Raw genomic sequence first — 23,578 nt, 5'->3', positions numbered from 1 at the left:
GGGCCGCGCGAGCGGCCCGACGCTCACCCCGATTTACCACATCAGATCGTCTGGCACGCCGTCATCCGCCTCGCTCACCGCGTTCGGATCCACCATCAACGCGATGAACTCCGGGGCGAGCTCGCGTAGCGCGTCAACGACGGACTTGTCGACCACCAGGTAACGACCGCCCTGCTGGACGACACCCAGTTCGCCCGCGTTGATCGCGGTGAGCTGCGCGGCATCGACGTGCACGCGACGAATCTTTTCACCGTACGGGAAGTGACGCACCTGATCGGCGTCAGCGAGGTTGAGCGCTTTACCCTTAAGCAACTCTTCAACCTTGCGTTTCTTTTCCTTACGCAGACGCGCCACTTCAGCGGCTTCGGCCTCCGCCTTGCGACGCTCGGCCGACTCCGTCTGCGCGCGAATGGCATAGGCCCTGGCCAGATCCATCTCGCCATCGGTGCGTGCCGACTTCGCGCTCTGCGGCCGGCCAGCAGCCTGTCCGCGTCGTCCTTCCTGCGGACGGTTGTTTCCCGCGCCCTTACCGCCGCCGACGCGGTCACCCTGAGGCCGGCCACCCTGCCCCTGCTTCGGCTTGCCACCATGACGCGGATTGTTGCCCGCGTAAGGCTGACCGCTCGCGCCACCCTGTTTCGGTGGCGGCGTGGACGCACGCTTTTCTTCGCGGACTTCCTTTACGAGGCCGCTCTTCAACAACTGGTCGCGCAGGGACTCTGCCATTCGGTAAGACTCGTTCCGTGTTTCAGTAATGCGGGGGCGGCGGTTCGTTCGCCGCGTCGCTGCCAACGCCGGTGCGCATGTTGACCAGATCCGAGCGAAGGTCGCGCACCGCGCGCTCCAGCCGGTCCAGTCGCCGGGCGATTTCCGTGTCGGCGGAAGAAAGTCCGTTCACCGTGTCGTCGATGAAGGAAAGACGCACCTCGAGCTCGGTCAGGCGATCGTCGTCGTGGTCAGCCACGGCGGCGTTCCGCGAGTCGGAATCTGGACATCGAGGCGTTCATGCGGCTCCAGGAAGCTCAGGCGAGCATGTGGTAACAGTCGATTGTAATCCGCCGGTGCCGCGGATCAAAGAAACCGGGACAAAGAAAAAGGGCGCGGATTGCTCCGCGCCCTTTTCGATCACGCCGGTAGAACGAGAGGGGCTTACTTCGCGCCGCCCTTGTCCTGAACCTGCGGACCCTGACCAGCAGGCGTCGGACCCGTCTTCAGCAGTTCGACGTCGAAGATGATCGTCGCGTTCGGCGGGAAGCCGTTTTCCGGCTTGGCGCCGTAAGCGATGTTCGACGGGATGAACAGCTTGTACTTGCCGCCGGTCTGCATCAGCTGCAGGCCTTCGCGGAAGCCCGGGATCACCGCGGCGAGCGGGATCTGGGCCGCACCCGGCGGCTGGTGGTCGGCCGAGGAGTCGAACTTCTCGCCGTTCACGAACGTACCGGTGTAGTTGATGCTGACCGTGTCGTTCGGGCCAGGACGCTGACCGGTACCGGCCTGGACGACCTGGTACTGCAGGCCGGAGGCCGTGACCTTCACGCCCGGAGCCGACTTGTTCTTCGCCAGGAAGGCGTCGCCTTCGGTCTTGTTCTGGGTCGCGACCTTGTTGTACTCAGCCTCGGCCTTGACCTTCAGCTGGGCCACGAAGGCCTCACGGACGGACTTGGCTTCCGCCTCCGACATGGTCGGCTTCTGGCCCGACAGGGCAGCCTGCAGAGCCTTGGCTACCGTGGCGGCATCCACTTCCTTCGCGACGAGCGGCGGAAGCGAGCTGGCAAGGTCCCAACCCACGACGTAGCTGGCCTTCTGCTTATCGACCGGTGCCGCGGAGGCAGCCGGCTTGGCGGCCTGGGCGGATGCGCCCGCAGCCGTACCCAGCGCAACCGCCAGGGCGACGGCCGTCATCGTGGGACGCAAAAAGTGCTTCATTGAATACTCCCTCTCTTGGAAAGATTCGGCGACGCCGCCGGTTTACACCTCCTTGTGGAGGCAGAATCGCCATTGTGCGGTGGTTCGCATCCTGCTTGCAATGACGGGTCGAAAGACAAGGTTTCACATGGAAAGTTCAGAAACCTTTCAAAAAACGGGACACGGGTCACTCATGGTGGTCCTGCCCGGGCTTGTCCAGGGTGTCGCGAAGGGCCGCCTGAAGCCGGGCGTGCACCTGCACCAGCACCCGCCAGAGCAGCCACGCCAGGCCGATGCCGACCAGTATCAGCACCCCCGCGACTTCGCGCGGCGGCAGGATCGTCGAGGCCAGCGCCGCGACCAGCAGGCCCATGATCAGCATGGACATCAGAGGAACGATGCGGGCCAGGATCGCCCGGATCCGGTAGGTCCGGCTGCCGAAGCGGTCGGGCACCGACAGTTCGGCCAGGAGCATGCCCAGCGCCTCGGCCTTGCGGTAGGTCGCCACGATCATCGGCAGCGAGACCAGCGCCGCCAGCGACCAGGCGAGAGTGCGCTGAACGGTCGCATCGGTGTTGACGATGTCCAGATGGAGGAAGCCCCGGCGATAAGCGAAGGCCGCCGCGATGAACACCGCGACCACCAGCGCCGTGTTGATGATCACGTGCCAGACCAGCCGGCGGATCATTTTCATCACGATGGCGCCCTGCCCCTGCAGGCCCAGGCTGCCCATCCACTCCGTATAGGCGCCGAACACGCCGGTCACCCGTGACGGCAGCTTGCGCGCGAGGAAACTCGCCAGCGGATCGGACGCGCGCATCAGATAGGGCGTAAGGAACGTCGTGATGGCGGAGACCGCCACCGCGACGGGATAGAGAAAATTGCTCGTGACCTTGAGCGTGAGGCCCAGCGACGCGATGACGAAGGAGAATTCACCGATCTGCGCCAGCCCCATGCCGACCCGCAGCGAGGTGCGGCCATCGTTGCCGGCGACGAAGCTGCCGAAACTGCACGTAATGACCTTGCCCACGACGACCGCGATGGTGACGATGGTGATCGGCCACGCGTACTGCGCCAGCAGCGCCGGATCGATCAGCATGCCGATAGCGACGAAGAAGATCGCGCTGAACATGTCGCGCACCGGCATGATGATCCGCTCGACGCGCGCCACGCTGTCCGACTCGGCGACGATCGCGCCGATCATGAAAGCCCCCAGCGCCACGCTGTAGCCCATTTCGGTGACCAGCAGGCAGAAACCGAAGCAGATACCCAGCACGGCGACCAGCAGCACGTCGTTGCGGCTGACCCGTGCGATGTAGTCGACGACGCGCGGCACCAGCAGCAGTCCGACCACCAGCGAAACAGCCATGAACAGACCGAGGCGACCGATCGCGGCGAAGGCCTGCCCGGCCTCGACGCCGCCGGTGCTGGCGATACCGGTGAGCAAGGCCATCAACACGATGGCGAGCAGATCCTCGACGATGAGGATCCCGAACATGAGTTGTGCGAAACGCTCGCGCTTCAGCCCCAGGTCTTCGAGCGCCTTCATGATGATCGTCGTCGACGAGATCGAAAGCATCGCGCCCAGGAAGATCGAATCCATCGCCGACCAGCCGAAGAACCGGCCGATCTCGTAACCGATCCAGACCATCAGCACGATTTCGGAGAACGCGGCCACGAGCGCCGCTCCGCCGACCGCGCGCAGCTTCTTAAGACTGAACTCGAGACCGAGCGCGAACAGCAGCAGGATCATGCCCAGTTCGGACAGCGTTCGAATCGTCTGTTCGTCGTGGATGAAGATCACCGGCAGCGTGTGCGGCCCGATCAGCAAACCCGCGATGATGTAGCCAAGCACGACCGGCTGCCGGAGACGCTGGAAAATAACCGTCGTCAGTCCGGCGACGAGCATCACCGTGGCGAGATCCTGGATGAAAACGATGCCGTGCATGCTTGTCCCTGTGTGTGCGAACAGACAGGTTAACCCGTGTTTCGTGATCGAGGGACGCGGCAGCCAAAACAACGATCGATGCATGACACACGCAAGTGATTGCTGCACCTCGTCATTCTGAATTTGTCGAAAATAAATTCAAAAAAAGTGTAACGAATGCTTGACGAAGCGACGGGTCGGACGTAATCTTTGCGGCTTCCAGCAGGGGGCCATAGCTCAGCTGGGAGAGCGCCTGCATGGCATGCAGGAGGTCGCCGGTTCGATCCCGGCTGGCTCCACCAACTTCTAAGACGTCCCCATCGTCTAGAGGCCTAGGACATCACCCTTTCACGGTGGCGACCGGGGTTCGAATCCCCGTGGGGACGCCACTTTCTGGTCCGCCAGGAAGTGAATGGACGGAGAAGTTGGTAGTTGTTGGAAGAGTTGGAACGTAGTGTGGAGCGGTAGTTCAGTCGGTTAGAATGCTGGCCTGTCACGCCGGAGGTCGCGGGTTCGAGTCCCGTCCGCTCCGCCATTACTTCTAAAAGGAATCCGCCATCTGGCGGATTTTTTTTGCCTGCAATTTCTCCGGAACTGTAGGAGCGCGCCTGCGCGCGACCGGTTCCGCCCCTCGATACATACACAACCTGATCTCGTCGCGAAAAGCTCTCGCGCGCGAGGCGCGCTCCTACGGAAGCGGGTCGTCGACACGCGCCAGCGTCCCGATCGAATGGCCCTGCTCGGCCAGGTATTCCAGCCAGCGGCTGAGGAACCCGTTCATCCTCAGACGATGCTGAAACACCGTATGTGCCGCCGGAAACGGCCCCAGTACCTGCGACAGCTTACGACCGGGATGGCAATGCATGGCTTCGGCCACGTGGGCATCCGTGTACATGCGCAGCTGCGCGGACGGCGACGGCTGCCCGGTGACCTCGTCGACGAAGTCATAGGTCAGCTCGAGCTCCAGCGTATACGGATGCTTTTCCTGCACGTCCAGCCGCACCTTCAGCCCATCGTCGACATCGGAAATGTAACGGCCGGGCGTCAGCCGCTGTGGCGCGAACAGACGCGCCAGACGGTGGTAGTTCTCCGCATACAGACCCATCAGGAACTCGAAGCGTCCCGGGATCAGCGGCGTTGGGCGGTCGATGACGGCGGTCATAACGTGGGCGGGTCTCCGTAAACCGTGGCTCGGTCAATACATGTGTCGCTCGATCCCCAGGTATTCGAAGATCTTGCTCGAGATTTCCTCGATCGAGGTGTGCGTCGTGTTGAGGACCGGGATGTTCTCCCGCCGCATCACCTTGTCGGCCTGCTCCAGTTCCCAGCGGCATTGTTTCAACGTGGCGTAGCGGCTGCCGGGACGGCGCTGCTCGCGGATCTGCGCCAGGCGGACCGGGTCGATGGTGAGCCCGAAGAGCCGGCTGCGATAGGGGCGGAGGCGCGTCGGCAGTTCCAGCTTGTCGAGATCGTCGTCCGTGAGCGGATAATTGGCGGCACAGACGCCGTAATGCAAGGCCATGTAGAGGCAGGTCGGCGTCTTGCCGGACCGCGACACGCCCACCAGCACGACATCGGACTGGTTGTAGTCCACGTCGAGGCCATCGTCGTGAGCCAGGGCGTAGTTGGTCGCTTCGATGCGAGCCTCGTAACGCTCGAAATCGACCAGACCATGAGAGCGGTTCACCGCACCCGACTGCTTGGCCCCCAGTTCCGCCTCGAGCGGCTCGATGAAAGGCGCGAACACGTCAAGCATCAGCGCGCCGCTACCCGCCACGATGTCGCACAGTGCCCTCGAGGTCATCGTATTGACGACGATGGGGCGGTGTCCGTCCTGCGCGTATTTGGTCTTGATCCGGAGCGAGGCGGCTTCGGCCTTCTGCGCGTTGTCGATGAAGGGCAGCCGGTGGGTATCGAACTGCACGCCGTCGAACTGGGCGAGCATGCTGTTGCCGATAGTCTCGGCCGTAATGCCGGTGGAGTCGGAAATGAAGAAGACGGTACGCCGCATCGAACGGTTTCCTTGGGTTGGTTCCGTGACCGCCACCTTAAGACCAATACGTCTTCATAACCATCCACCCCGCATTATCACGGGCGATTTGTGCATCGCCGCTTGTCAGCCAGACCATACCACCGCGACAATGCGCCGATTTTCCAGCGCGGCCCGCCGCCCAACCGATGTGAGGAACTTCCTTTGAGCGACCTGGTACTTTGGCTCGACGCGCTACGCATGACCGACCTCGGCAAGGTGGGTGGCAAGAACGCCTCCCTCGGCGAGATGATCGGCAACCTGGCGAAACTGGGTGTCTCCGTGCCGGGTGGCTTCGCCACCACGGCCGACGCCTTCCAGACCTACCTCGAAAAGAGCGGCCTCGCGAAGCGGATCCAGGAGCGCCTGGCCACGCTCGACGTGGACGATGTGGATGAACTGACTCGCGGCGGCAAGGAAATCCGTGGCTGGATCGTCGACACCGCCCTGCCCGCCGACCTCGAGCAGGCCATCCGCGACGCTTACATCAAGCTCTGCAAGGATGCCGGCGCCGACGACATCGCCGTGGCCGTGCGTTCCTCCGCCACGGCCGAGGATCTCCCCGACGCCTCGTTCGCCGGCCAGCAGGAAACCTTCCTCAACGTGGTCGGCATCGACGACGTACTGCATAAGGTCAAGGAAGTCTTCGCCTCCCTGTACAACGACCGGGCCATCGCCTATCGCGTGCACCAGGGCTTCAAGCACGAGGACGTCTTCCTGTCCGCCGGCGTGCAGCTGATGATCCGCTCGGATGTCGGTGCGTCGGGCGTACTGTTCACGCTCGACACCGAATCCGGCTTCCGTGACGTCGTCTTCGTCACCGGCTCGTACGGTCTGGGCGAGATGGTGGTCCAGGGTGCGGTGAACCCGGATGAGTTCTACGTTTTCAAGCCCACGCTCAAGGAAGGCAAGCCTGCCGTCCTGCGCCGCAGCCTGGGCGCCAAGCAGCAGCGCATGGTTTATTCCGATAAGCCCGGCGAGCGCGTGCGCATCGAAGAAACCCCGGCCGAGCTGCGTCATCGGTTCTGCCTTGACGATGCCGACGTCGAGGAGCTTTCGCGCCAGGCCCTCGTCATCGAAAAGCACTACGGCCGCCCGATGGACATCGAGTGGGCGAAGGACGGCAACACCGGCAAGCTTTACGTCGTGCAGGCCCGCCCCGAGACCGTGAAGTCGCGCTCGCACGCGACCACGCTCGAGCGTTTCCAGCTCAACGAGAAGAGCAAAGTCCTGACCGAAGGCCGCGCCATCGGTCAGAAGATCGGTTCGGGCAAGGCTCGCGTCATCCGGTCGCTGGCCGACATGAACAAGGTGCAGCCCGGTGACGTGCTGGTGGCCGACATGACCGACCCCGACTGGGAGCCGGTGATGAAGCGTGCCGCGGCCATCGTCACCAACCGCGGCGGTCGTACCTGCCATGCGGCGATCATCGCCCGCGAGCTGGGCGTGCCCGCGGTGGTCGGTTGCGGCAATGCGCTGGAGTCGATCCCGGATGGCGCGGAAGTCACCGTCTCCTGCGCCGAAGGCGATACCGGCACGATCTACGAAGGCCTGCTGAAGTTCGACCGCATCACCGCCGACCTCGGCGCGATGCCGGAGGCCCCGCTCAAGATCATGATGAACGTGGCCAACCCCGAGCGCGCCTTCGACTTCGGCATGCTGCCGAACGCGGGTATCGGTCTGGCCCGCCTCGAAATGATCATCGCCAGCCACATCGGCGTGCATCCCAGGGCGCTGCTGGAGTACGGCAAGCAGGATGCCGAGACCCGGGCCCGGATCGACGCGCGCATCGCCGGCTACAAGGATCCGGTCTCCTTCTATGTCGACCGCCTCGCCGAAGGCATCTCGACGATCGCCGCCTCGGTCTACCCGAAGCCGGTGATCGTGCGCCTGTCCGACTTCAAGTCGAACGAGTACGCGGGTCTGCTCGGCGGTTCGCGCTACGAGCCGCATGAAGAAAACCCGATGATCGGCTATCGCGGCGCCAGCCGCTATGTTTCGCCGGACTTCGCCGAATCGTTCGCGCTGGAGTGCAAGGCCGCCAAGTACGTGCGCGAGGTCATGGGCCTGACCAACGTCTGGGTCATGATTCCGTTCGTCCGCACGCTGGACGAAGGCCGCAAGGTCATCGAGGTACTGCGCAAGAACGGCCTGGTCCAGGGCGAGCACGACCTGAAGGTCATCATGATGTGCGAGGTCCCTTCCAACGCCCTGCTGGCGGACGAGTTCCTCGACATCTTCGACGGCTTCTCGATCGGCTCGAACGACCTCACCCAGCTGACCCTCGGCCTCGACCGCGACTCAAGCATCGTCGCCAACCTGTTCGACGAGCGCGACCCGGCGGTGAAGAAGCTGCTGGCCATGGCGATCAAGACCGCGAAGGCCAAGGGCAAGTACATCGGCATCTGCGGCCAGGGCCCGTCGGATCACCCGGATCTTGCCGAGTGGCTGATGGAACAGGGCATCGAGTCGGTGTCGCTGAATCCGGACACCGTGGTCGATACGTGGCTACGTCTGGCCAGGAAGAAGGCCGGCTGATGGATCGGCTCTTTCCTTAGTCCGGAAAGAGCATCGCCAGCAGGCTTGGCTCCCACCGGGCGATCACACCCCGGTGGGAGCCGTACCTGTTGACGATTACAGGTGCACCGTCACGCCCGCCACCCGATACCGCTCCACCACTGCCGGATCCGTATCCGCCGCCACCACCAGATGCGAGACGCCGCTGATCGGCGCCGTGTGATGTGTCGCCGAGGCCACCAGCTTGTCCGGGGTGGCGATCGCCACCGTCTCACCACTCGCCTCGATGATCGCCTGCTTGAAGACGGTTTCTTCCTCGTCGTACGTCCATAAGCCGCGTTGCGGATCGATGGCGCAGACGCCCGGGAAACACAGATCGGCGCGAATATCCTGCGCCTGTCGCACCGTACGTGAGCCGATCGCGCCACCGATGGCCGGATCGAGTTTGCCGCCGAGCAGGATCACGTCGAAACCGGGTCGTCCCAGCACCGCGAGGGCGACGTCGGGGGCGTTGGTCACCACGGTCAGGTCATGGTGCTCCGGCAGCATCCTCGCCAGAACCGTGTTGGTCGAGCCCGCATCGATGAAAAGAATCTGGCCGCTACCGACCAGACCGATCGCGGTACGTGCAAGCGCCCGCTTCAGTTCCGTGCGCTCCGCATGGCGCTCGCCCAGCGGCGGAATGCTCACCGCCAGTAACGCGCCACCGTAAACGCGCCGACACAGACCCTGCCCCGCCAGATCGCGCAGATCACGCCGGATGGAGTCTTCCGACACCCGGAATTCCTGCGCGAGTTCCGCCGCCACGACTTTCCCGTCGCGTCGCAGACGCTCGAGGATCAGCTGCTGACGCTCGCGAGGCAGCGTAATGTCGACCGACGCATTCATGCCGACAGGAAACCCAGGGCAATCAGTTCGTCGCGCAACTGACGCGGCGTGTGGAAATGGATGCCATGAATGCCCAGGGCGTCGGCGGCGTCGACATTGGCCTTGTTGTCATCGATGAAGACGGCCGTCGCCGGATCGATGTCATATCGCTCGAGCAGTGTCTGGTAAAGCCTGGGGTCGGGCTTGATCATGCCCTCTTCGCCCGACACGACGATGCCGTCGAACAGGCCCAGGAAATCGAAGCGTTCCCGCGCGAACGGAAAGGTCTCGTGCGACCAGTTGGTCAGGCCATACAGCGGATGACCCGCCTCTTTCAGCTCACGCAGAATGTGCAGGCTGTCGTCGATGGCGCCGCCCAGGGTTTCTTCCCAGCGGTGCTGATAGGCGGCGATCAGTTCGGCCTTGGTGGGATGTTCGTCGGTAAGAAGGCGAACCGCCTCATCCCATGAACGACCCGCGTCCTGTCGCAGGTTCCATTCCGGCGTGGTGACTTCGGCAAGGAAGGTTTCCATCGCCTGTTCATCGTCACCGAACAGCTTGCGATAGAGGTAGCGCGGGTTCCAGTCGATCAGGACACCGCCGAAATCGAAGATCACGACATCGCGTTTCTTATGCATGGAAAACTCCGTTCAACGGCGCACGATGGAGGCGCAAAGGGAAACCACGACGAGCAGACTGGCGACCCCCGCCAGGGCGATCGAAAGGCTGCTGGCGTGGGCGACGAAACCGATGACCGCGGGCCCGGCCAGCATCCCCGCATACCCCAGCGAGGTGACCGTGGCGATGGCGATACCCGGCGAGGTGTTCTTCTGCCGCCCCGCCGCGCTGAACAGGACGGGCACGATGTTCGACGCGCCGATACCGACCAGGACGAAACCCAGCAAGGCGACGGGGCCCCAGGGCAACAGCGTGGCAAGGAAGAAGCCGGCCGCGGCGATCAGGCTGCCCATCCGCACGATGGTGGTCGCTCCCAGCGAGGCCGTGATGCGATCGCCCAGCAGGCGCCCGATCGCCATGGCGACGGAGAACGCCGCGTACCCCAGGCCAGCCACGGAAGGATCGAAACCACGCGAGAAGCGCAGGAATACCGCACTCCAGTCGAGCATCGCACCTTCCGCAAGGAAGACGACCATGCACAGGAAGCCAAGCAGGAAGACGGCGCCACTCGGCATACGGAAACCCGCATGCACGTCGCCCGAGCCATCGTCGTGCCGGACAAGGAAGTGTCGCCACTGGGTACCCACGATGAGCAGCATCAGCACGGAGACCGCGATGGCACTGCCGGTCAATGGCGCACCGAACCGAAGCAAGGCGGCCATACCGGCGGAACCGGCCAGACCTCCGACGCTGAAAAGCCCGTGGAAGCCCGACATCATCGGCCTGCCCTGCTGCTTCTCGACGTCGACCGCATGCGCATTCATGGCGACGTCGACCACACCGAGGGATGCACCGAAAAACAGGAGCGCCGCGCCAAGCCACCAGACATTCGGCGCGAGGGTCAGCAAGGGCAAGGCGAGGCAGACGAGAAGCCCGCTCACGCCGATCACATCGCGGTGGCCGAAGCGATGGCTGAAGAAACCGGCCAGTGGCATCGCCGCTGTCGCTCCGCACCCCATGCACAAGAGAACGAGGCCCAGCGTGGCATCGTCCAGACCCAGACGAGCCTTGGCGTAGGGGACCATCGGTGCCCAGCTGGCCATGCCGATGCCGGATAACAGGAAGATCAATCGGGTAGCGCGTACAGGCTTCATGCAAATTCCGGGGACGAGGAATGCGCATCAATGTATTCAATCATGCATAAACGTGCAATAGAGCGCACCCCTCTTGCACCGGTTGCCCGACCTATGTACAAATGTACACATGTCGACACCTACCCTCACAGAGCGTCAGCAAAAGACCCTCGCATTTCTGCAGGAATACCTGCAGACGCAAGGCCTGCCGCCCACGCTGCGCGAAATCGCCGATGCCCTGGGCTTCCCCAGCCACAGCTCCGCACAGGCCTGCGTCGAGTCGCTGGTCCGCAAGGGCGTGCTGGAACGTTCCCCGCAGCATCGTGGCCTGCGCCTTTCGGCAGGCAACGCCGCCATCATGCGTACCGCCGCCGCTAACGACCTCCCGCTGATCGGTCGCGTGGCCGCCGGTTCGCCCATCCTGGCCGAGGAAAACATCGAGTCGCAGCTCGAGGTCGATCCTTCCCTGTTTCGTCCGCGCGCCGATTACCTGCTGCGCGTGGTGGGTCTGAGCATGCGCGACGCCGGCATCCTCGACGGCGACCTGCTCGCCGTCCACAAGACCGCCACCGCCACCGATGGCCAGATCGTGGTCGCCCGGCTGGACGACGAAGTCACCGTCAAACGCCTCAGGCACGAGCGCGGCCGTCTTCTGCTGCTGCCCGAAAACCCCGACTTCAGCCCGATCGAAGTCGATCCCCGTCGCCATGCGTTCGCCATCGAAGGGCGTTACGTCGGCATCATCCGCAGGACCTGACCATGAACGCCATCGCCACTCCGACCCTCGCCCAGGTGCTCGACCATCCCGGTATCTGGCGCCGTTCCGCTGACCGTCAGCCGCGCGTACGTGCGCTGTCCACCGGCTGGACCTCCCTGGACCAGAAACTGCCCGGCGGGGGCTGGCCGCAAGGCGCGCTGAGCGAAATCCTGTTCGAACACGATGGGCTGGGTGAGCTCGATCTGGTGATGCCCGCGCTTGCCGCGCTCACCCAGGAACACCGTCGCGTGATCTTCGTCGCACCGCCCTACCTGCCTTATGCACCCGCGCTGGCGGCGGCCGGTGTCGACCTGCGCTTCCTGCACGAAATCCATGCCGGCAGCACCGAGGCCGCATGGAGCATGGAGCAGTGCCTGCGTTCCGGCTGCTGCGGCGCCGTGGTCGGCTGGTTGCCCGACATCGATTACCGCAGCCTGCGTCGCCTGCAGCTGGCCGCCGAAAGCGGCGACGCCTGCGCCATGATCTTCCGCCCGGCCGGGCACGCCGAGCAGAACAGCCCGGCGGCACTACGCCTCAAGGTCAGCAACAGCGACGAGGCCACCTATGTGGATGTCCTCAAGTCGCGAGGACTGCTGACCACCACTGCTCCGCTGCTGCGCATGCGGGCCTGATGGAAACCGTCATGACGCCGCTTCCCGCTCGCCGTCATGACGGACGCTCCGTCGTCGCTTCTTATACGCAGCCATGCTTTGGGCCTGTCTCCGTTTTCCCGGTCTGGCGTTCTCCGCCGCCTTTGCCGCGACACCGGAGGCAGGCCCCTCCGCCTTGCTCGATACCCGTGCGCGCCAGCGCCTGATCGCCGCCGCCAATCCGGAGGCCAGCACATTCGGTGTGCGCCGTGGGCAGAGCCTCGCCGCCGCACGCGCGCTTTGCCCCGCCCTGGAAGTCCGCCCTCGCGACCGTGAGGCCGAGGCGCGTCTGCTCGCCGAACTCGCCGCGTGGTGCTACCAGTTCAGTGGTCATGTCAGCCTGGTCCCGCCAGGTGCCATCCTCATGGAACTGGGTGCCAGTCTGCGCCTGTTCGACGGCTGGCCCGTGCTGGCGGAACGCCTGTGCCAAGGCCTTAGCGAGCAAGGTCATGCACACACCATGGCCGCCACTCCCTTCCCGGCCGCCTCATGGGTGTTCGCCGCCCATGCGGACGGCATGGTGCTGCCCGAGCGCGAAGGCGTCATACGCATGTTGGGCGCCTTGTCGCTCGATCGGGCGGGCTTGCCGGCAACCACGGTGAAATCGCTGCACGCGATGGGCTTTCGTCGTCTCGACGAAGTCTTTCGCCTCCCTCGTCCGGAACTCACCCGGCGCATCGGCCGCGATGGCGTGAACTGGCTCGATCGCATCCGCGGGCAAGCCACCCACCCCCTGGCCGCCTGGCAGCCACCCGCCAACTTCCAGCAGAAGATCGAGTTCGACAGCGAACTGGATGGCAGTCAGCCCCTGCTCTTTCCATTGCGGCGCCTCACCCGTGCGCTGGCCAATCTGCTCGCGGCACGGGATGGCGGCGTACAGCGTTTCACCCTGACGCTCGAGCATGCACGCGGTGCCACGACACGCGTCGTCGTCGCCATGGCAGCGCCGCAACGCGACGCGGAGCGCCTGTTCGAACTGGCCCGCACGCGCCTCGAGCGCACCGTGTTGCCCGCACCGGCGCGCGCCATCGAACTGGATGCCGAAGAACTGCCGGTGTTCCGTCCACCGGTGCGCGATCTGTTCGAACCGGTCCGCGGCGATGGTCTCGACTGGCCCACCCTCGACGAACGTTTGCGGGCACGACTGGGCGACGCCGCGCTTCGGCAGATCGCGCTCGTGGCCGACCATCGGCCCGAACGCGCCATGCGTTACGGCACGCCGGACAGCACGGTTTCGCCGCCGCGCCGACGTCGTCCCTTATGGCTCCTGCCCCGCCCTCTGCCGATGCGCCCCGAGCCCACGGCCGTACTGGCCGGCCCCGAGCGTATCGAAAGCGGCTGGTGGGACGGTGAAGACACGCGACGCGATTACTACATCGTGCGCACCGCAAACGGACAGCAAGCCTGGGCCTACCTGCCGCCCGGCACACTCGACGGCTGGATGCTGCACGGCTGGTTCGCGTAGGTCCCGCTGTGCTGCCTCTCGTACTTACACTGCCCGCCAACGATGGGGATGTCGACGTCCCGGCGTATGCGGAGTTGCATGCGCTGAGCGATTTCAGTTTCCAGCGCGGGGCATCGAGCGCACGCGAGCTCTTCGAGCGAGCCAGGGAAATCGGCTACACCGCACTGGCGATCACCGACGAATGCTCGCTCTCAGGCATCGTTCGAGGTCTCGAGGCCTCACTCGAAGTCGGTTTACCGATGATCGTCGGCAGCGAATTCCGACTCTCCGACGGCACCGTCATCGTTCTCCTCGTCGAAAACCAGGACGGCTATACCGAGCTGTGCCGGCTGATCACGCTGGGTCGGCGACGTGCAACCAAGGGCCATTACGAACTGCATCGTGCCGATCTGGAGAATCTCGCCGACGGACTGTGCCTGCTCTGGGCGCCCGGCCCGCTGGCGGCCACCGGCATGGCGACACACGAGAGCCGGGCGGCATGGGTGGCAACGCACTTCAAAAGCCGCGCGTGGCTGGCCGTCGAACTGCACCGGTCCCAGCACGACGAGGCCGAACTGGACGCGTTGCGCGACCTTGCCGCGCGCCACGCCCTGCCCTGTGTCGCGGCAGGCGATGTACACATGCACCTGCGTCGCCGGCGCGCCCTGCAGGACGTCATGACAGCGATCCGTCTCAACCGCACGGTGGCCGAGGCGGGCCACGATCTGTTTCCCAACGGAGAACGCCATCTGCGCCGGCGCGAGACGCTCGACCGCATCTACCCGCGCGACATGCTGGACGAGACCGCCGTCGTCGCCGCGCGCTGCATCGGTTTCGACATTCGCAAGATCAACTATGTCTACCCCCGGGAACTGGTTCCCGAAGGCAAGGACCCCGCCGCCTGGCTGCGCCAGCTCACCTACGAAGGCGCGGCGTTGCGCTGGCCCGATGGCGTCGCATCCGCGCTGGTCGAGCGCATCGAGAAGGAACTGGACCTCATCGCCCGACAGCGCTACGAGGCCTTCTTCCTGACCGTGCAGGACATCGTGCGCTTTGCGCGTTCACGCGGAATCCTCTGCCAGGGACGCGGTTCGGCGGCGAACTCGGTGGTCTGTTTCTGCCTGCACATCACCGAAGTGAATCCCGACCAGATCACCACCCTGTTCGAACGATTCATCTCCCTGGAACGCGACGAGCCGCCGGATATCGACGTCGATTTCGAACACGAGCGTCGCGAAGAAGTCCTGCAGTACGTGTTCGACAAGTACAGCCGTGAGCGCGCCGCCCTTGCCGCCACGGTGATCAGCTACCGGCCCAAGAGCGCCGCACGCGATGTGGGTCGTGCGCTCGGTCTTTCGGAAGACCAGCTCGACCAGCTCAGTCATGCGTATTCCCATGCGCATGGCGAGGTCTCCATCATCCAGCGCCTGCAGGAGCGTGGCTTCGATATCGCCAGTCGCACCATCCGGCAGCTGGTGGTACTGGTGCAGGAACTCAGCGGCATGCCACGTCACCTGTCCCAGCACGTGGGCGGTTTCGTTATCTCCGATACGCCGTTGCATTACCTCGTGCCTGTCGAGAACGCGGCGATGGATAACCGCACCATCATCCAGTGGGACAAGGACGACCTGGAGACGATGAAGCTGCTCAAGGTGGATTGCCTGGCGCTGGGCATGCTCACCTGCATGCGCAAGGCGATCGACATGCTGCGTACGCATCGCGGTATCGACTACCGGCGCCTGGCCGACATCCCCATGGACGACGGTCCGACCTACGCGATGATCCAGCGGGCCGATACCGTCGGCGTGTTCCAGATCGAATCGCGCGCGCAGATGTCGATGCTGCCGCGTCTGAAGCCGGCCTGCTATTACGATCTGGTGATCCAGGTGGCGATCGTTCGCCCGGGTCCGATCCAGGGTGGCATGGTGCATCCGTACCTGCAGCGGCGACAGATGCCGTCCGGGGAGATCCACTACGAACACGGCGTACGGCCGGTGCTGGAGCGTACGCTGGGCGTACCGATTTTTCAGGAACAGGTGATGGCGATCCTGCAGGTGGTGGCGGATTTCTCGCCTGGCGAATCCGACGACCTGCGCCGTTCGATGGCCGCCTGGAAACGACGCGGCGGGCTGCAGAAATTCGAGCCGAAGATCCGCCGGAACATGGCGAAGAACAACTACACGCCGGAGTTCACCCAGCAGATCATCGACCAGATCCAGGGCTTCGGCAGCTATGGCTTTCCCGAATCGCACGCGGCCGGCTTCGCCCTGATCGCTTACGCCTCGTCCTACCTGAAATGTCACCATCCGGAGATCTTCTGCTGCGCCCTGCTCAACAGCCAGCCGATGGGGTTCTACGCGCCCGCGCAACTCGTCGCGGACCTGCGCCGCCACGGGTTTGAAGTACGGCCGCCCGATGTGACCACCAGCCACTGGGACTGCACGCTCGAGCCATGGAAGGACGATCGCTTCGCCCTGCGCCTGGGCCTGCGCCAGATCGCCGGCCTGTCGGCCGATCTGGGCGCGCGCATCGTCAGTGCACGCGAGGCCTCGCCGCTGCGCGATCTCGCGGATCTGGCCCGCCGTGCGGGTCTCAACCGTTTCGAACGCGAACGCCTCGCCGATGCCGGCGCACTCCGTGTGCTCAGTGGTCACAGACACCGCGCCCGCTGGGAAAGCTCAGGCATCGAACGGACATTGCCCTTGCTGGATACGGTTGCCGAGGAACATGCCACGCTGCGCCCTCCGACGACTGCCGAAAATGTTTTCGCCGATTACGCCACGGTCGGCCTTTCACTCACCGCTCATCCGTTAGGGTTGATTCGCAAGAACTTGCAGGCGCGTCGGGTCCGGCGGGCGCGCGACCTCGAAGGCGAACGCAACGGCATCTGGCTGCGACACGCCGGTCTCGTCACCGTGCGTCAGCGCCCCCAGACGGCCAGTGGCATCACCTTCGTCACGCTCGAGGACGAGACCGGACAGGTGAATGTGATCGTGCGGCCCAGGGTGGCCGAAGCCTGCCGTCAGGCCTTGCTGGACGCGGTATTGCTGGCGGTCGACGGCCAGTGGCAGTCGATCGAGGGCGTGCGCCATCTCGTTGCCAGCCGCCTGCATGACTTCAGCGACCTGCTTCCGCAACTGGGCTCCGTCTCCCGCGATTTTCACTGACACCCCCCTCACGCCCTGCGACCCTTGCCGTCACTTAATGCACGCTAATTTTCGGCTGAACGGTTCCCCGAGAAATTGCTGCTTTGCAGGAGCAACGTTCAGTGAAAACGCGATAGCGTTTGCTAAACCCGTCAGGTCCGGTCTACCGGTGAGCGATGCGCATGCGCCGCGCGTCGCAATGTTTCCCCAAGGCGCCATAAGTTCCAGGAGATTTCGTCATGCGCAACACGAAACTGATCGTCGCGATGCTGGCTGGCTGTATGGCTTTCGGCGGTACCGCCATGGCTCAGGACGCCGCTTCGAAGCCCGCGCCCACGCCGGCCTCCACCGCCGGGTCGCAGACGCATACGAGCAACGATTCCATGAAAATGGACAGCAACAGCTCGATGAGCGGCGACTCCAAGGCTGCCGATTCCAGCGGCGCGATGAAGTCGACCCACAAGAAGCACAAGAAGGCCACCACCACGACCGGCACCGAGCCGGCCAAGTCGTCCAGCTCGGGCATGTAATTCGCTTGCTGGAACGCAAAAACCCGGGGCCTCACGGCCCCGGGTTTTTTCATGCATGCGACAAAAACGTCAGTCGATTTCGGGCAGGACGCTGATCTCGTCGCTGCCGATCGTCACGACCTGTCCGGCACGCACCTTGTAGGTCTTGCGCATCTCCGTCACCCCGTCCACGGCAACCAGACCGTCGGCGACCCGATGCTTGCCCTCGCCACCGCTGGCGACGATGCCGGTGAGCTTGAGTAGCAGGTTGAGTTCGACATAGTCGCCTTCGAGGCGGAATTCATGGAACGGCATGACGGTGGCTTCGCTTCAGTATCGGTGCGCCATTAGAACACTCCCGGCCACCCGGAAACGCAATCGCCCGATCTCCCAGGTCAATCCCGCGGCACGACCCTGTCGAGGAAACGGCGGATCTCCGCACCGATCTCCGCGCCATGTGTCTCCAGCGCGAAATGGCCCGTGTCGTAGAACCTGACCTCGGCCCGGGGCAGATCGCGCTTGAACGCCTCCGCACCCGGCGGCAGGAAGAAGGGATCGTTCTTTCCCCACACAGCGAGCAGAGGCGGCTGGTATTTCCGGAAATAGGCCTGGAACGACGGATACTTCGCCACATTGTTCCTGTAGTCCAGAAACAGGTCGAGCTGGATATCCGCATTGCCCCTGCGGGATACCTGCGAGAAATCCAGCGCATAGGTTTCCGGCGCGACCAGCGTCGGATCGGCGACGCCATGGGTGTACTGCCACTTGATGGCATCCAGCGTAAGGAACTCGCGCAAGGCCTGTCGGTGAGCGTCCGTCGGCTCCTTCCAGTAGGTCTGGATCGGATTCCAGCCGGTGCTAAGGCCCTCCTCGTAGGCATTGCCGTTCTGCGTAACGATCGCCGTGATTCGCTCGGGATGAGCGGCCGCGAGGCGCCAGCCGACCGGTGCGCCGTAGTCGAAAACCTCGATGGCATAGCGCTTCAGGCCCAGTGCCTGGGTGAAGGCATTCACAGTAGTGGCGAGACGATCGAACGTATACGTGTACCGCGCACCGTCGGGCACCTCGGTCAGCCCGAAGCCCGGCAGATCGGGCGCGACCACATGGTACCTATCGGCGAGGAGCGGGATCAGATTCCGGTACATGAATGACGAGGTGGGAAAGCCGTGCAGCAGCAGGACCGTGGGAGCCCTCGGGTCGCCGGCTTCGCGGTAGAACACCCTGACGCCGTCCGCCTCGGCGAAACGGTAGTGAACGGTGGTGTCGACCGTCGACGGTGACGGCGCCGCGGTCGCCCCGCCGACGGCGGCGACGGACAGGATGCTGCTGGCTAGCAGGGTTCTGAAGTGCATGAGAATTCTCCGGGCAGGCGGTCGTGAGGCAAGGATGTAACTTGTTAGTTGCGTTTTTGAAGGTTACTCAGCTATGAGTAACTGGTCAATAGATACTTTGCAAGTTACACTGCACACCACGCCACGCGGACTCATTCATGAAGACCCCGACCGACCACAACTCGCCCGCGCCTCACTTCGTCGGCGACGACCTGGCACTGGATTTCATCAACAGCAGCTATGGCGTCGGAGAAGCGCGGCACGACCATTTTCAAACCGTGCAGGGTTTGTACGACTGGCTCTCCGCCGCCGGATTGCCGACAGCGCCCCTTACAGGGGAAGAGCCGGATACGCTGCTGGCGTCCGCCCGCGTCCTTCGTGACAACGCCCGCGATCTGGTCGCTCTGCGCAAACGCGGAGAGCATGGCAATGCCGAGCCGCTGAACGCGGTTCTCGCGCAGAGCAGTGCCTATCGTCAGCTCGACTGGTCGACCGGCGAAGCGCCCGCGCTTATCGATCGCCAGCGCGCGGACGGCCCCGTGGCCGCCCTGTTGCCCGTTGCCGAGGCGATCGCGTCCCTCCTGGTGAAGGCCGATTTCAACCTGGTCCGCCAGTGCGAGAGCGACGATTGCACGCTGTGGTTTCACGACCGCACGAAGTCACACCACCGCCGCTGGTGCAGTCAGGCAATGTGCGGCAATCGGATGAAAGTCGCCGCTTTCCGCGCCCGCAAACGCGGCTGAGCCCCGTCTCGCGACGGAGCTCAGAGCGAAAACTCAGAGCGACGTGCGTCCGCCGATCGGCAGCAGCATGAAGTCGTCCGCGGACAGGCCCGACTGCGTCAGCGCCTCGCCGAGCAATTGCGGCGGCTCGTCCAGCGGATCGTCCGCCAGTTCGAAAACGCCCCAGTGAATGGCGATGGAGCGCCGCACCCCGATCTCGCGATGCAACTGCACGGCCTGGGCCGGATCCACGTGCTGGCCATGCATGAACCAGCGCGGTGCGTAGGCTCCGATGGGAATGGCCGCCAGATCGATCGGCCCGGTGCGACGGCCGATCTCGGCCAGCTTGTCCGAGTAGCCCGTGTCGCCGGCGAACCAGAAACGAAAGCCCTCATGAGCCATCACCCAGCCACCCCATAGTGAGCGGTTGCGATCCCACAAGGTTCTCGCGCTCCAGTGCCGCGCGGGGACGAAGGTAAACGTTGCGCCACGCACGTCGGTGGTCGCCCACCAGTCCAGTTCCCGTACGTTGCCGATACGCTGACGATCGAACCAGCGCTTGAGGCCGAGCGGCACCAGGAAGACGGCATCGGGAAAGCGCCGCGAGAGCGCGTGCACGGTCGCCTTGTCGAGATGGTCGTAGTGATTGTGAGAGATCACCACCACATCGATCGCCGGCAGCGATGCGACATCCACCGGGGCCACGGTGCGGCGCGCTGGCCCGAGAAACGACAGCGGCGACGCGCGGCGGCTGAGCACCGGATCGGTCAGGACCGTAAGCCCCGCCTTGCGCACGAGGACCGTGGCATGACCCAGCCACCACGCCGCATCGGCGTCACCTGACACATCCGCACCCTGCCACCAGCGGCGTGAGAAAGACTCGTAACCGCCCTCGGGCGGCTTGGGCAGGCCTTGCTCCTTGCGTTCCCTTCGCCAGCGCCTGAGGCCGTCCGGTGGACGCGTTTCCGGTTCGAGGTTACGGAATCCCTCCGCGGTGTGATGAGGCTTCGAGGGATCGTGAAACGGATTGGTCCATGCCATGCGTGGCGTGCTCGGAAACGGGTCGCAGAAAGACCTGCGGCCCGTTTCGCCTCGTTCAAGGCCTAGTCCACCTCGACGCGCCGGACCTGGGCGAGCCAGTCCTCGAGGTTGTAGTAGTTGCTCACGCGGGTGATCCGGCCGTTCGCGACATCGAAGAAGGCACCACCCGGCAGAACGTAAGACTGGCCCTGGGCAAAGGGCAACCCTTCGTCGGTCGCCTTGTACTCACCGTGGACGATGTACTCGGCGGCCGCACGCGTACCCTCCGCGTTCGCCATCACGACGATGTTCTTCAGCTGCTCGCTGTAGCTCACGTTCATGCGCTCCAGGAAAGCCGCGAAGCGGGCGCGGCCGGATTCGCGGCCGCCCTGATTGATATCGTGTGCCACATGCTCGTCGAGCAGATCGAGCATCGCGGTCCAGTCGGCACGATTGAAGGCGTCGTAATAGCGGCGGATCAGGTCGAGAGTTTCGTTCATCGGCTTTTTTCAGAAAAGAATGACGGAGCGGATGGCCTTGCCCTCATGCATGAGGTCGAAGGCACGGTTGATGTCTTCCAGCCCCATCGTATACGTGATCATCGGATCGATCTTGATCTCGCCACCCATGTAACGGTCTACATAGCCGGGCAACTGACTACGCCCCTTCACGCCGCCGAACGCGGAACCACGCCACACACGACCCGTCACCAGCTGGAAAGGCCGGGTTCGGATCTCCTGACCGGCACCGGCGACGCCGATGATGATCGACTCGCCCCAGCCCTTATGGCAGCACTCGAGCGCGGCGCGCATGACATCGACGCTGCCGATGCATTCGAACGAATAGTCCACGCCACCGTCGGTCAGGTCCACGATCACCTGCTGGATCGGCGTATCCGGGTAGTCGCGCGGATTGATGCAGTCGGTCGCGCCCAGCATCTTCGCCATCTCGAACTTCGAGGGGTTCGTATCGACCACGACGATCCGGCTGGCCTTCGCCATGACCGCGCCCTGCACCACCGAGAGACCGATGCCGCCCATGCCGAAGACCGCGACGGTCGAACCCGGCTCCACCCTGGCGGTGTTCAGCACAGCGCCGATGCCGGTGGTGATGCCGCAGCCGAGCAGGCAGACCTTGTCCAGCGGCGCATCCTTGTTGATCTTCGCCAGCGAGATCTCCGGCAGGACCGTGTATTCGCTGAAGGTGCTGGTGCCCATGTAGTGCAGCAGCTGCTTACCACCCAGCGAGAAACGTGAGGTGCCGTCCGGCATCAGCCCTTTGCCCTGCGTCACGCGAATCTTTTGGCAGAGGTTGGTCTTGCCCGACAGACAGAACTTGCACTCGCCACATTCCGGCGTGTACAGCGGGATCACGTGATCGCCGGGCTTCAGCGAGGTGACGCCCTCGCCGACCTCTTCCACGATGCCGCCACCTTCGTGCCCGAGAATCACCGGGAAGGCGCCTTCCGGGTCGTCGCCTGACAACGTGTAGGCATCCGTATGGCACACGCCCGTGGCGACGATGCGGACCAGCACCTCGCCCGCCTTTGGGCCCTGGACGTCGATTTCTTCGATGGACAGCGGCTTTCCTGCTTCCCAGGCAACGGCGGCACGAGACTTCATGGTCGGATCTTCCTCTTACAATGACGATGGACCCGGCGCCAGCGCCGGTGAATCGGGGATTTTAGTCATGCCGCGCCCGATCGATTAGCCATCCGGCACGTGAAGCATTTTTACCTGAGAGCAAAGATCGATGCGCGCATGGGATGGGATGGACGCCTTTGTCGAGGTCGTGCGGCTGGGCAGCTTCTCGGCTGCAGCCCGCAGCCTCGACCTCTCGACGGCTTTCATCAGCCGGGCGGTCAGCGCGCTGGAGCAGCGGCTGGGCACCCAGTTGCTGCACCGGACCACCCGCAAACTCCGCCTCACCGACGCCGGCCGTCTTTACTATGAGCACGCCAGACACCTCCTCGAAGGGTTCGATGCCGCCGACCAGGCGATTGTGGACTTTCAGGACGGTTTGCGCGGCAACCTCCGGATCAGCCTGGCGACCACCTACGGCGAGCGTTACGTTGCCCCGCTGGTCAATGAATTTCTTGCCGCACACCCTCAGCTGGGCGTGGACATGGATTTCTCGAACCGGACGGTCGACCTGATCGAGGAGGGCTACGACCTGACGGTACGCACCGGGTTGCTGCCCGACTCGAACCTGGTGGCGCGCCGTCTTGGCGAGCGTCGGCTCTTCGTGGTCGCCTCGCCCGCGTATCTCGCCAGCCATCCCGCACCGGCAACCCCTGATGATCTGACGAGTCATACCTTGCTGCTCGGGTCGGCAAGCCACTGGATCTTCGCCGAGCACGGACAGCCCCGACAGCGGCCTGTGCGTGGCCGATATCGCGCCAGTTCCGGGCAGGCCCTGCTCGACGCCGTCCGTCGCGGACTTGGGATCGCGCAGCTGCCCGACTTCTACGTCGAGCAAGCCCTGACGGACGGCTCACTGGTGTCCGTGCTCGACAGCTGGCGCTATGACCATGGCTCCGTCTGGCTGGTTTATCCCCAGAGCCGCCACCTGTCGCCCAAGGTGCGCCAGCTTGCCGACTTCCTTGTTGAACGGCTGGCAACACCCCCGTGGCGTCAAACACCCGTTTGAGTTAAACTAGGGTTAACGGATACGGCTGAAACGGCGAACGAAAGCCGCAGGTAAGGGTTCGAAAGAGGTCCTCGGTCGGCTCGACCGGAAAATCGTTTGAACCTTTTCCTTACAAGCGCTGTCCAACGATTCGATGCCTGAGACCCCTTGTAATGTCCCAGGGCGCCCATAGAAAGGGCGTGTACTAAACTCGTTAGTTCAGAAATTAAGCCGATAGGGCGATGACGAAAGACTAACGAACCGATTGTTCACCAAACGAAACGGACCAGCGATATCAGCGGGTCCACACCGCGCCAAAGACCGGCGGCGCAGGTGCCCACGCTTTCGATATCCGGTCACTGACGACTGGGAGAA

The 23,578-nt window shown here is 64.1% G+C and carries 22 protein-coding genes and 3 tRNA genes; 11 read left to right on the top strand and 14 right to left on the bottom strand.

From position 1 onward, the window contains the following. Nucleotides 1-33: 33 nt before the first annotated feature. The 4 genes from FA87_RS07685 to FA87_RS07670 form a co-directional block, all read right to left on the bottom strand. A complete protein-coding gene (locus FA87_RS07685) occupies nucleotides 34-726 on the bottom strand; it encodes a DUF2058 family protein (RefSeq protein ID WP_043693534.1) in 693 nt (230 codons plus the stop codon). Nucleotides 727-748: 22 nt separating this feature from the next. Beyond that, a complete protein-coding gene (locus tag FA87_RS07680) occupies nucleotides 749-964 on the bottom strand; it encodes a SlyX family protein (protein WP_036113814.1) in 216 nt (71 codons plus the stop codon). 185 nt (nucleotides 965-1,149) lie between these two features. Then, nucleotides 1,150-1,926, bottom strand: coding sequence for an FKBP-type peptidyl-prolyl cis-trans isomerase (locus FA87_RS07675; RefSeq protein ID WP_043693531.1), 777 nt, complete (start codon nucleotides 1,924-1,926; stop codon nucleotides 1,150-1,152). A gap of 166 nt (nucleotides 1,927-2,092) precedes the next feature. Beyond that, nucleotides 2,093-3,853: a cation:proton antiporter gene (locus FA87_RS07670; RefSeq protein ID WP_043693529.1), complete on the bottom strand. Its 1,761-nt coding sequence runs from the start codon at nucleotides 3,851-3,853 to the stop codon at nucleotides 2,093-2,095. A 205-nt stretch (nucleotides 3,854-4,058) separates the two neighbouring features. Between FA87_RS07670 and FA87_RS07665 the strand changes: the two genes are divergently transcribed. The 3 genes from FA87_RS07665 (at nucleotide 4,059) to FA87_RS07655 (ending at nucleotide 4,367) form a co-directional block, all read left to right on the top strand. After that, nucleotides 4,059-4,134 (top strand) — tRNA-Ala (locus FA87_RS07665). An 11-nt stretch (nucleotides 4,135-4,145) separates the two neighbouring features. After that, nucleotides 4,146-4,221, top strand: a tRNA-Glu gene (locus FA87_RS07660). 69 nt (nucleotides 4,222-4,290) lie between these two features. Then, a tRNA-Asp gene (locus FA87_RS07655) sits at nucleotides 4,291-4,367 on the top strand. Between the two features lie 153 nt (nucleotides 4,368-4,520). Here FA87_RS07655 and FA87_RS07650 read toward each other — a convergent pair. Both FA87_RS07650 and FA87_RS07645 read right to left on the bottom strand, forming a co-directional pair. Beyond that, entirely contained in the window at nucleotides 4,521-4,994 is a 474-nt protein-coding gene (locus tag FA87_RS07650) for a DUF1249 domain-containing protein (RefSeq protein ID WP_043693527.1), read from the bottom strand. Between the two features lie 33 nt (nucleotides 4,995-5,027). Continuing rightward, nucleotides 5,028-5,843 carry a pyruvate, water dikinase regulatory protein gene (locus FA87_RS07645; protein WP_036113827.1) on the bottom strand — a complete coding sequence of 272 codons (816 nt, stop codon included), beginning with the start codon at nucleotides 5,841-5,843 and terminating at the stop codon, nucleotides 5,028-5,030. A 183-nt stretch (nucleotides 5,844-6,026) separates the two neighbouring features. Between FA87_RS07645 and ppsA the strand changes: the two genes are divergently transcribed. Next, nucleotides 6,027-8,399, top strand: coding sequence for a phosphoenolpyruvate synthase (ppsA, locus tag FA87_RS07640; RefSeq protein WP_043693525.1), 2,373 nt, complete (start codon nucleotides 6,027-6,029; stop codon nucleotides 8,397-8,399). Between the two features lie 96 nt (nucleotides 8,400-8,495). On the opposite strand, the gene FA87_RS07635 is transcribed toward ppsA, so the two are convergent. Genes FA87_RS07635 through FA87_RS07625 form a run of 3 tightly spaced genes read right to left on the bottom strand, consistent with a single transcriptional unit; the run spans nucleotide 8,496 to nucleotide 11,017 of the window. Then, nucleotides 8,496-9,266: a DeoR/GlpR family DNA-binding transcription regulator gene (locus FA87_RS07635; protein WP_036113833.1), complete on the bottom strand. Its 771-nt coding sequence runs from the start codon at nucleotides 9,264-9,266 to the stop codon at nucleotides 8,496-8,498. After that, a complete protein-coding gene (locus FA87_RS07630) occupies nucleotides 9,263-9,883 on the bottom strand; it encodes an HAD family phosphatase (protein WP_036113836.1) in 621 nt (206 codons plus the stop codon). The genes FA87_RS07635 and FA87_RS07630 overlap by 4 nt, the downstream gene beginning before the upstream one ends. Nucleotides 9,884-9,895: 12 nt before the next feature. Beyond that, the gene (locus FA87_RS07625) at nucleotides 9,896-11,017 is read right to left on the bottom strand and encodes an MFS transporter (RefSeq protein WP_036113839.1); all 1,122 of its coding nucleotides are present in this window, start codon (nucleotides 11,015-11,017) and stop codon (nucleotides 9,896-9,898) included. A gap of 109 nt (nucleotides 11,018-11,126) precedes the next feature. On the opposite strand from FA87_RS07625, the gene lexA reads away from it, so the two are divergent. From lexA to FA87_RS07600, 5 genes are all read left to right on the top strand, one after another. Continuing rightward, nucleotides 11,127-11,753, top strand: coding sequence for a transcriptional repressor LexA (gene lexA, locus FA87_RS07620; RefSeq protein WP_036113842.1), 627 nt, complete (start codon nucleotides 11,127-11,129; stop codon nucleotides 11,751-11,753). 2 nt (nucleotides 11,754-11,755) lie between these two features. After that, nucleotides 11,756-12,385, top strand: coding sequence for a translesion DNA synthesis-associated protein ImuA (imuA, locus tag FA87_RS07615; RefSeq protein ID WP_036113845.1), 630 nt, complete (start codon nucleotides 11,756-11,758; stop codon nucleotides 12,383-12,385). 73 nt (nucleotides 12,386-12,458) lie between these two features. Then, nucleotides 12,459-13,868 carry a DNA polymerase Y family protein gene (locus FA87_RS07610; RefSeq protein ID WP_043693522.1) on the top strand — a complete coding sequence of 470 codons (1,410 nt, stop codon included), beginning with the start codon at nucleotides 12,459-12,461 and terminating at the stop codon, nucleotides 13,866-13,868. A gap of 8 nt (nucleotides 13,869-13,876) precedes the next feature. After that, nucleotides 13,877-17,014, top strand: coding sequence for an error-prone DNA polymerase (locus FA87_RS07605; protein ID WP_239709007.1), 3,138 nt, complete (start codon nucleotides 13,877-13,879; stop codon nucleotides 17,012-17,014). 218 nt (nucleotides 17,015-17,232) lie between these two features. Further along, on the top strand, nucleotides 17,233-17,523 hold the full coding sequence (locus tag FA87_RS07600; RefSeq protein ID WP_036113849.1) for a hypothetical protein: 291 nt from the start codon (nucleotides 17,233-17,235) through the stop codon (nucleotides 17,521-17,523). A 69-nt stretch (nucleotides 17,524-17,592) separates the two neighbouring features. Here FA87_RS07600 and FA87_RS07595 read toward each other — a convergent pair whose 3' ends face one another. After that, nucleotides 17,593-17,817 (bottom strand): RNA-binding S4 domain-containing protein, encoded by a 225-nt coding sequence (locus FA87_RS07595; RefSeq protein ID WP_036113850.1) that lies wholly within the window; start codon nucleotides 17,815-17,817, stop codon nucleotides 17,593-17,595. Between the two features lie 80 nt (nucleotides 17,818-17,897). Then, nucleotides 17,898-18,854: an alpha/beta hydrolase gene (locus FA87_RS07590; protein WP_043693519.1), complete on the bottom strand. Its 957-nt coding sequence runs from the start codon at nucleotides 18,852-18,854 to the stop codon at nucleotides 17,898-17,900. A 137-nt stretch (nucleotides 18,855-18,991) separates the two neighbouring features. Between FA87_RS07590 and FA87_RS07585 the strand changes: the two genes are divergently transcribed. Next, nucleotides 18,992-19,576, top strand: a complete 585-nt coding sequence (locus FA87_RS07585; protein ID WP_043693516.1) for an ABATE domain-containing protein — start codon at nucleotides 18,992-18,994, stop codon at nucleotides 19,574-19,576. Between the two features lie 33 nt (nucleotides 19,577-19,609). Here the strand turns inward: FA87_RS07585 and FA87_RS07580 are convergent, their stop codons facing one another. The 3 genes from FA87_RS07580 to FA87_RS07570 form a co-directional block, all read right to left on the bottom strand. Next, nucleotides 19,610-20,596 (bottom strand): MBL fold metallo-hydrolase, encoded by a 987-nt coding sequence (locus FA87_RS07580; RefSeq protein WP_043693514.1) that lies wholly within the window; start codon nucleotides 20,594-20,596, stop codon nucleotides 19,610-19,612. Nucleotides 20,597-20,658: 62 nt separating this feature from the next. Further along, nucleotides 20,659-21,075: a ketosteroid isomerase-related protein gene (locus FA87_RS07575; protein ID WP_036113861.1), complete on the bottom strand. Its 417-nt coding sequence runs from the start codon at nucleotides 21,073-21,075 to the stop codon at nucleotides 20,659-20,661. Nucleotides 21,076-21,084: 9 nt separating this feature from the next. After that, nucleotides 21,085-22,197, bottom strand: a complete 1,113-nt coding sequence (locus FA87_RS07570; RefSeq protein WP_036113864.1) for an S-(hydroxymethyl)glutathione dehydrogenase/class III alcohol dehydrogenase — start codon at nucleotides 22,195-22,197, stop codon at nucleotides 21,085-21,087. Nucleotides 22,198-22,345: 148 nt separating this feature from the next. On the opposite strand from FA87_RS07570, the gene FA87_RS07565 reads away from it, so the two are divergent. Next, nucleotides 22,346-23,224 (top strand): LysR family transcriptional regulator, encoded by an 879-nt coding sequence (locus tag FA87_RS07565; protein ID WP_197062384.1) that lies wholly within the window; start codon nucleotides 22,346-22,348, stop codon nucleotides 23,222-23,224. Nucleotides 23,225-23,578: the final 354 nt, after the last annotated feature.

It is taken from the genome of Luteibacter sp. 9133 (assembly GCF_000800155.1).
GTDB classification, from domain to species: Bacteria; Pseudomonadota; Gammaproteobacteria; order Xanthomonadales; family Rhodanobacteraceae; genus Luteibacter; species Luteibacter mycovicinus.
The sequence above is the reverse complement of the archived record's forward strand: the minus strand, read 5'-3'. Positions and strand labels throughout refer to the sequence as shown.

Coding starts and splice junctions, on each gene's coding strand:
- FA87_RS07685 (WP_043693534.1), bottom strand. CDS start 726: ATGGCAGAGTCCCTGCGCGACCAGTTGTTGAAGAGCGGCCTCGTAAAG.
- FA87_RS07675 (WP_043693531.1), bottom strand. CDS start 1,926: ATGAAGCACTTTTTGCGTCCCACGATGACGGCCGTCGCCCTGGCGGTT.
- FA87_RS07670 (WP_043693529.1), bottom strand. CDS start 3,853: ATGCACGGCATCGTTTTCATCCAGGATCTCGCCACGGTGATGCTCGTC.
- FA87_RS07650 (WP_043693527.1), bottom strand. CDS start 4,994: ATGACCGCCGTCATCGACCGCCCAACGCCGCTGATCCCGGGACGCTTC.
- FA87_RS07645 (WP_036113827.1), bottom strand. CDS start 5,843: ATGCGGCGTACCGTCTTCTTCATTTCCGACTCCACCGGCATTACGGCC.
- FA87_RS07635 (WP_036113833.1), bottom strand. CDS start 9,266: ATGAATGCGTCGGTCGACATTACGCTGCCTCGCGAGCGTCAGCAGCTG.
- FA87_RS07630 (WP_036113836.1), bottom strand. CDS start 9,883: ATGCATAAGAAACGCGATGTCGTGATCTTCGATTTCGGCGGTGTCCTG.
- FA87_RS07625 (WP_036113839.1), bottom strand. CDS start 11,017: ATGAAGCCTGTACGCGCTACCCGATTGATCTTCCTGTTATCCGGCATC.
- lexA (WP_036113842.1), top strand. CDS start 11,127: ATGTCGACACCTACCCTCACAGAGCGTCAGCAAAAGACCCTCGCATTT.
- imuA (WP_036113845.1), top strand. CDS start 11,756: ATGAACGCCATCGCCACTCCGACCCTCGCCCAGGTGCTCGACCATCCC.
- FA87_RS07610 (WP_043693522.1), top strand. CDS start 12,459: ATGCTTTGGGCCTGTCTCCGTTTTCCCGGTCTGGCGTTCTCCGCCGCC.
- FA87_RS07600 (WP_036113849.1), top strand. CDS start 17,233: ATGCGCAACACGAAACTGATCGTCGCGATGCTGGCTGGCTGTATGGCT.
- FA87_RS07595 (WP_036113850.1), bottom strand. CDS start 17,817: ATGCCGTTCCATGAATTCCGCCTCGAAGGCGACTATGTCGAACTCAAC.
- FA87_RS07590 (WP_043693519.1), bottom strand. CDS start 18,854: ATGCACTTCAGAACCCTGCTAGCCAGCAGCATCCTGTCCGTCGCCGCC.
- FA87_RS07585 (WP_043693516.1), top strand. CDS start 18,992: ATGAAGACCCCGACCGACCACAACTCGCCCGCGCCTCACTTCGTCGGC.
- FA87_RS07580 (WP_043693514.1), bottom strand. CDS start 20,596: ATGGCATGGACCAATCCGTTTCACGATCCCTCGAAGCCTCATCACACC.
- FA87_RS07575 (WP_036113861.1), bottom strand. CDS start 21,075: ATGAACGAAACTCTCGACCTGATCCGCCGCTATTACGACGCCTTCAAT.
- FA87_RS07570 (WP_036113864.1), bottom strand. CDS start 22,197: ATGAAGTCTCGTGCCGCCGTTGCCTGGGAAGCAGGAAAGCCGCTGTCC.
- FA87_RS07565 (WP_197062384.1), top strand. CDS start 22,346: ATGGACGCCTTTGTCGAGGTCGTGCGGCTGGGCAGCTTCTCGGCTGCA.